The organism is Pseudomonas sp. 22082, from assembly GCF_052046055.1.
Lineage (GTDB): Bacteria > Pseudomonadota > Gammaproteobacteria > Pseudomonadales > Pseudomonadaceae > Aquipseudomonas > Aquipseudomonas pharyngis.
In genome coordinates this window covers 1-7,103 of the sequence record NZ_JBQEQB010000046.1, presented here as the reverse complement: position 1 = coordinate 7,103, position 7,103 = coordinate 1, and the positions used below count along the sequence as shown (strand labels likewise).

The window sequence follows — 7,103 nt, the reverse complement described above, 5'->3', positions numbered from 1 at the left end:
ACCAGCCGCACCACCCGCCGCGACTACGACTTCGAAAAACCGCGCCTGACGCTGGAAAGCGAAAACCGCGGCGACGCCCTGCCCGACCTCGAGGACTACGATTACCCGGGCCGTTTCGTCGACCGCGAGCGCGGCAAGCACCTGGCCAAACGCGCCCTCGAACGCCACCGCAGCGACTTCCAGCTCGCCGAAGGCAAGAGCGACCAGCCGTTGCTGGTCAGCGGCCATTTCCTCGCACTCAAAGAACACCCGAAGGCCAAGTGGAATGACCTGTGGCTGCTCACCGAAGTCCACCACGAAGGCAAGCAGCCGCAGGTGCTGGAAGAGTCGGTCACCAGCGACACCACCGCGCTGAAAGACGATTTCCATCAGGGCTACCGCAACCGCTTTCAGGCCACCCCGTGGGACGTGCCGAACCGCCCGCCCCTGCGCCACCCGAAACCGCGCATCCTCGGCAGCCAGAGCGCCGTGGTTACCGGCCCAAAAGGCGAAGAAATCCACTGCGACGAATACGGCCGCGTGAAAGTCCAGTTCCACTGGGACCGCGACGGCCAGGCCGACGACAAAACCAGCTGCTGGCTGCGCGTCTCCAGCGCCTGGGCCGGCGCCCAGTACGGCGGCATCGCCATCCCGCGAATCGGCATGGAAGTGCTGGTCACCTTCCTCGAAGGCGACCCCGACCAGCCGCTGATCACCGGCTGCCTGTACCACAAGGAAAACACCGTCCCCTACGCCCTGCCGGCGAACAAGACCCGCACCACCTTCAAGACCCTGAGCTCGATGGGTGGCGGCGGCTTCAACGAACTGCGCATCGAAGACAAGAAAGGCCAGGAACAGATCTTCCTCCATGCCCAGCGCGACTGGGACGAAAACATCGAACACGACCAGAAAATCCGCGTCGGCAACGAACGCCACGACGTCGTGGAAAAGAACAGCTACACGGAATTCAAGGCCGAAGAACACCACACCGTTTACGAAGACCGCAAAGTCGAGGCTCGGGCCAACGATCACCTGACCGTGGGCGTGAACCAGCACATCAAGATCGGCACCGGACAATTCATCGACGCCGGCCAGGAAATTCACCTGAGCAGTGGCATGAAGGTGGTGCTGGAGGCCGGGGCTGAGCTGACGCTGGTCGGCGGTGGCAGCTTCATCAAGATCGATGGCGGCGGCGTGACCATGAGCGGGCCGGCGATCAACATCAACTCCGGCGGAGGACCGGGCAGCGGCACCGGCGCCGCCCCACTGATGCCGGGCGTGCTGAAACAGGCGGATGCGGACAAGGCTGGCCAAGTCGTCAAACCCTCCCTCGGCTCCTTCAAGGCACAGTCAAAGGCAGGCGTGCTGTTGCCGACGCCGTCATGTCATCTCGACGCGACCGGGTGCTGCCCGGTTCACCAGACGGGAGCGTCAGCATGATTACCTCCATCCAGTCGCCTTTCGAGCAGCCTGCGACAACCGGGGCAATGTGCCTGATTCTGGATCGCAGTTTTGATCCGGACCTGCTGAGCCACCTGTTTCGAGGTGAAGAACAATCCAGGCCCAGCTGTATTCCATTGTTTACAAACACGCCTTACGCCGAGCTCCAGCCTGCTGGCCCCTACGTAGTCATGTACCCGGAAAAGCATTCGGCTGCGAGTTACGCCAGCAAATTGCTGGAGCAATCCGATGCAGGGTGTGTCGCCTGGTTGAGTGATCCGGCCTTGCTGGATCAGGGCATTGAACACTGGCGCAGTCTGCTGACCGTGAAAACCGATGAAGACCCTCAGCAAATGATGCGCTTCTATGAACCGCGCTGGCTGGAGCCTCTGCTATTCAGCCTCAGCGAAGCTGAAAAAGCCCAATTCATCGGCCCCTTCAGTGGCATAGCCTGGCGCAATGAGATCGGCTGGCGGTATTACGCCAAGTCGCCTCAAAGCGCTTCAACGGAAACTCAGGCTCCGGGCTGGCTGCATTTGAGCCCGGAGCGCCAGGCGCTGATCGAGCAGGGCAGGCTAAAGGTCATTGCGACCCGTTTTGCCGACGATTATCAGGAAGTCTTGCCCACGGAGGACGCCGTCGAATTCGTCCACCGCCAATTGCTGGCCGGACAGGACATGGGCTACGAGCAAATGGCCGACCAGGAGCGATGGCTTCGAGTCGCCATCCAGCGTGGCGACAGTTTCTGGGATCAGTCACCGGCCGCCGAATTACTGGCGCGGGACGACGTCGCGCTGGGCGACAAGCTGATGCAACTGGAAAGCCTGTGAATCACAAGGACGATGCGCAATGAGCGACACCTACACCGTTAAGAGCGGCGACACTCTTGGCAGCATTGCCGCCGCCAACAAATGCTCCGTGGCGGATCTTCGGGGACTGAACCCGATCATCACAGATCCCAATCACATCAAGGTCGGCTGGGTTCTGAAATTACCTGCAGCAAAAGCCCTGCCGCCACCCAAACACGCCGACAACCAAAGCACAACGGCTGTAAAAGGTGCCGTCGAGTGCAAGGACGAACTGGTCGATGTCGTACACATCACCGGAGATGAACACTTTTACGTACTGACTGAAAAAGAGTCGAAAGACCTCAAGCAGCAGAGCGACCTCGTCAAAAAACTCATGGACGAGCTGCATCAGAATCTGGCCAAGGCGACCGAAGCCAGCAAATGCGCCAAGACCAAGGATCCTCAGGCGGGGTGCTCCTGCTCGCGTTGTGTCAAAGATGACTGGAACGCGAAGGCCGAGGAAGCAGGCCTGCTGCAACGCTCCCCTCCCCCGGTGGAAAAACCGAAAACTGTCATCGAGCGCAAGGAGGATCTGCAAGGCCAACTGGCGACCGTGCAAAAGGCCCGTGACTGGTATCAGCGCTACAAGCCGCAGCCCGCGTTCGAAGGCAACTATCTGGAGACCAACTGGGAAGGCCTGCAAGCCAAAAAAGTTGCCGAGCTCAACGCGGAGATTCAGTCACTGCGCAACCGGATTGCCGCACAAGGCAAAGCCGAAGCCGGCGACAGCTCCACCAGTGCCAACGGTGCAGCACCAGACATCAAACATGGCAAAGGGAAAGCCTCGGACACCCAGAAAGGCAAGCAGGTCAAAACCGGGATTACGGTGGTCGAATACATTTCCTTCCGTGACCCGTCTCGCCGCCACTACATTCCGGTACGCACCCGAGAACAACTCACCTGGAGTGTCAAAGTCCCTACCAAGGTGATGCAAGGCAAACCACTGGACAAGAATCTGGCCAAGGATCTGATCAAGGACATCCGTACGGCGGTCAATGATGGTCGCAAAACCAGCCCTCTGGGGAGCCTGGAAGCCAAATTCACATCGTGGACGAGCAAGGACGACAACCTGCTCAACGCACTGCACAAAGAATGCTCCTGGACCTCCAACGAAGCGGACTCTGCGATGTACGCCGTGTCGGCCGAAGCCCACGCGTTCCGTTTTGCCGCCACGGCCAGTGCCGGTATCAACAGTTGGGAACCCGGCAAAGGCAACATCGAACTCGGCGTCAAAGGCAGCGCAGCAATCTCTCTGGCCGAAGGCTCCGTTGCACTCAAGAGCTACTTTCCCGACCAGGGTGGCTACGTGGTGCGCATGCCGTACCGCAATGCCGAAGGCAAGGAAGTGGTCAGCGACATTGGCATCTTCCGGCTCGACGGCAAGGTGGAATTGTCTTGCTTCCTTGGCGCCACCGCGCAAGGCCAGGCAGGTGCCAAAGCCCAATACAAACCCAAGGAAGCAGAAGCCTCCGGTGTGACCGCGCTGTTGAGTACGCCCGACCTGGCCGTCGACAAGAAACGCGGTGGCAGCCTCGGCCTGAAGGGCAACGCATTCGCGGGCGTTCAAGGTGGCGGAACCGTAACCGGAACATTGAAGTGGCTTGATTCCACCAAACAAGGTGTGGGCAAGATCACGCCCGGACAGGCGAATGACAGTGGCAGTACGGACTGGTCGAGTCTGGTGGAAATCAAGGCGGAGGGGAATGCGGCATTGGGTATTGGTGCAGGCTTCGACTTTGGCATTGAGATCAGCGCCAACCGCTTGGCAATCAACTGCAAAGCTAGCCTCGTCTTCGGGCCTGGAGCGGGAGGCGGTTTTGGTACGTCGGTGGATATTGAGAAGATAGGTGATCTGATCTACGTGTTTTGCAACGCTCTGTCTAAAGCCGACTTCCATTACCAGCTAGCTGTGACTAAAGACGCATTCAACTATATGGCGGCCGGGCTATATAAAATTGCGACAAATCCAGGGGAATCAGTTGCAAGCGCCTTTGACGGTGGATTCAGAAAAATGTCCGCCTGGTGGAAGCAAAGAGAGTCCACAAAACAGGAGGCGCAAAACCTAGCGAAATACTTAATCAAAAACCAATCAATTCAGATCGGCAAAAAAACAATACCACTTCAAAAACTACCCCCTCAGACCGTTGGCCCAATGCTTCATTTGTTAACCGAGAGCTTTGTGGATAGTTGGGCTGAAGACCAAGAGCAAGCCATTGTCTTATTACTATCCCACCTTCGCAGCTGGAGACACTTTGTAGAAGCACTAGAGCACTGCTCAAAAAATGGTGAAAAAGTTAATTCAATGGACAGCCTGAACCGTATCAACTCTATACTTGATGGCACTGAGCAACAGCAATTCAACCGATTTATCAAAACACTGGCAGTAAACATTAACAGCTCGACAATTGAATACGGAACCCTCGCATGGAGTCCGAGCCCGCCCTGGCGTAAAGAAAGAACCTTACTGGCTGCAAGGCGTAGCAATAGCTTTGTTGGCTTGGCTTGAAGAAGGGCACCTGGAGGTGCCTTCTCATCCATGCTAATTCAAAGTGGTTTATCTGTTTGAATGGCACAGCGAAAGCTCGTGCCCGGATAATACGCTTCCTCATTTGGGTTCTCAGGCCAGCGCCTAACAACCGGGGCTGCCGACAATGGTGCCTCCGGGTAATTTGAGCCGCGCTTTACTTTCTGCTCACCTGTTTCTGGACCTTGCGGATTATCGACTGGAGAGTTTTTATAATAGTCCTCGCCATACCAATCATTTACCCAATCGGTTGCATTGCCGGACATATTATAAAGACCTAGCGAATTAGGAAGAAACCTATCAACGAAGAACGTCTCCCCCTCCCCTTCAATCGGAAAATTTTTACCAAAATCCAGACTTCCACTATTAGTTGGAAACAATATATGTTGCCCACGACTCCTGGCAGCAAACTCCCACTGCGCTTCCGTTGGCAGATCTACAGCATAACCACTAATATCACCTACCCACAGACAGTAACTCTTTGCTTCTTGCCATGACTTTGTAGGCGCAGGAAGCTTGGGAGAATACATACTCTTTAAATCCTCTCTCTCTCGAAGCTTAACATCAAACACCTCTTTACCCTGCGCCGTAAAAAAAACGTCAAAATCATGCACAGTAGTTTGAAACTTAGAAAGATAGTAAGAGCTCAATTTAACCGGATGAACAAAATCATCATCACCGTTACGACTAATATTGCAAAGCTGCTCCGGCTCTTGCCCGCAAGGCCAAGTGCAAACATCCGTTTCGTCGTATTCGCAAGCCCAGCCAAAGTCGCCCATATCAAACTGGCCACCTTCGACAAACACCATGTTGTCAATCGACTGAACTACRGTGTTGAGKACCTTTTCGCGCATCTCGCTGGACAGGTTCGGATACTTGGTTTTAATAGTTTCCGCAATCGACGCGACTTTTTCCGGTGTCAGGCTCTTGCTGACTGGCAATGGGCCGGATTCGGCCTCGCAGCCGGCCAGAAAAAACAGGGCCGGGAGGGCAAGCACAAACTGACGTAACACGGGCAATTTCCTTATAAGGTGCGTCAAAGGCCAAACCTTAACATCCCCTGCCGTGTCTCACAAAAACCTGAATACCTCCTCCCCACAAAAGCCAACCTGACCTGCCTCTCCAACTCAACCTTCAACCCCGGCCCCAGCTTCAAATGCCAAGCCAGCTCATCCAGATACCACCTCTCCATTCCTATCATCACGCTCGGCACATACACCTCCGTTGCTATCCGCGTAACGTCGGCAGGCTCAAGGAGCTATGGAGTTTGGTGTGAAGCCAGGACTTAAATTGCTGGTCGTTGTGGAGTTTGGTAATTCGTGGATCAATTGACGTTCGCGATCATCGATGTGGCTGTCGGCTTAGTCGACGGCTACAAAGGGCTTCTACGACAAAAAAGGTGACAGATTGACACTTTGAAAAACAAACCTGTCACCTCTTCGTTTGGGGTCTAAAAATGAAGGTGCAGAAGACGCCTTCAGCCTGAAATACTAAAGCGGCTTACTGGACTGAATTGCACACCTAAAACTTGTATCGCTTGAATGATATTTTTGCACTAATTCTTCAGGCCAACGGCGGACGAGAGGTGCCGCAGACAGTGGCGCTTCCAAAGTTGTAGATCCTCTCCTGATCTTCTTTTCGCCCGTTTCCGGCCCCTGAGGATTGTCTACAGGAGAAACTTTGTAATAATTTTCATCGTACCAGTCATTAACCCAATCGGTGGAATTACCAGCCATGCCATAGAACCCCATAGGATTAGGTGCAAAACGATTCACTGGGAAATTTTCCTCTTCATTTTCAAAAGGAAAATTCTTACCGTAATCAAGACTCCCAGTATCAGTAGGAAACAGGATGTGCTGCCCACGGTTGCGGGCTGCAAACTCCCATTGCGCCTCTGTCGGCAGGTCTACTTCGTAACCACTTAAAGAACCAATCCAAGTGCAATAATCTTTTGCTTCCTGCCAGCTTTGAGTTGGTGCAGGAAGGTTAGGCAAATAAAGATTTTCCAAATCTTTGCGTTTTCGATCCTCTGCGTCATAGAGCGGTTTTCCATTAGCCACAAAAAAAAGATCGAAATCCGCCAACGTAGCCTGATATTTCGATAGATAGTAACTGCTCAACTTTACCGGATGGAGGAAATCGTCATTGCCCTTCCTGCTGATATGACAAAGCTGCTCCGGCTCCTGCCCGCAAGGCCAGGTGCAAACATCCGTTTCGTCGTATTCGCAAGCCCAGCCAAAGTCGCCCATATTAAACTGGCCACCTTCGACAAACACCATGTTGTCAATCGACTGAACTACAGTGTTGAGGAC

5 protein-coding genes and 1 pseudogene are annotated in these 7,103 nt (G+C 54.6%); 3 read left to right on the top strand and 3 right to left on the bottom strand.

What is annotated here, in order from left to right; genetic code table 11:
- The 3 genes from tssI to ACTJK9_RS29460 all read left to right on the top strand — a co-directional run.
- Nucleotides 1-1,419, top strand: a 1,419-nt coding sequence (gene tssI, locus ACTJK9_RS29470; protein WP_440817850.1) for a type VI secretion system tip protein TssI/VgrG, incomplete at its 5' end; no start/stop codon positions are given.
- A complete protein-coding gene (locus tag ACTJK9_RS29465) occupies nt 1,416-2,249 on the top strand; it encodes a DUF4123 domain-containing protein (protein ID WP_440817848.1) in 834 nt (277 codons plus the stop codon). The genes tssI and ACTJK9_RS29465, both read left to right, overlap by 4 nt.
- Nucleotides 2,250-2,268: 19 nt before the next feature.
- The gene (locus tag ACTJK9_RS29460) at nt 2,269-4,773 is read left to right on the top strand and encodes a LysM peptidoglycan-binding domain-containing protein (RefSeq protein WP_440817846.1); all 2,505 of its coding nucleotides are present in this window, start codon (nt 2,269-2,271) and stop codon (nt 4,771-4,773) included.
- Between the two features lie 38 nt (nt 4,774-4,811).
- Here the strand turns inward: ACTJK9_RS29460 and ACTJK9_RS29455 are convergent, their stop codons facing one another.
- From ACTJK9_RS29455 to ACTJK9_RS29445, 3 genes and pseudogenes are all read right to left on the bottom strand, one after another.
- Nucleotides 4,812-5,804, bottom strand: coding sequence for a formylglycine-generating enzyme family protein (locus tag ACTJK9_RS29455; protein ID WP_440817844.1), 993 nt, complete (start codon nt 5,802-5,804; stop codon nt 4,812-4,814).
- Between the two features lie 89 nt (nt 5,805-5,893).
- A pseudogene (locus tag ACTJK9_RS29450) lies at nt 5,894-6,152 on the bottom strand (DUF533 domain-containing protein); the annotation flags it as partial.
- Nucleotides 6,153-6,281: 129 nt separating this feature from the next.
- The coding region (locus ACTJK9_RS29445) for a formylglycine-generating enzyme family protein (protein WP_440817842.1) at nt 6,282-7,103 on the bottom strand (822 nt) is incomplete at its 5' end.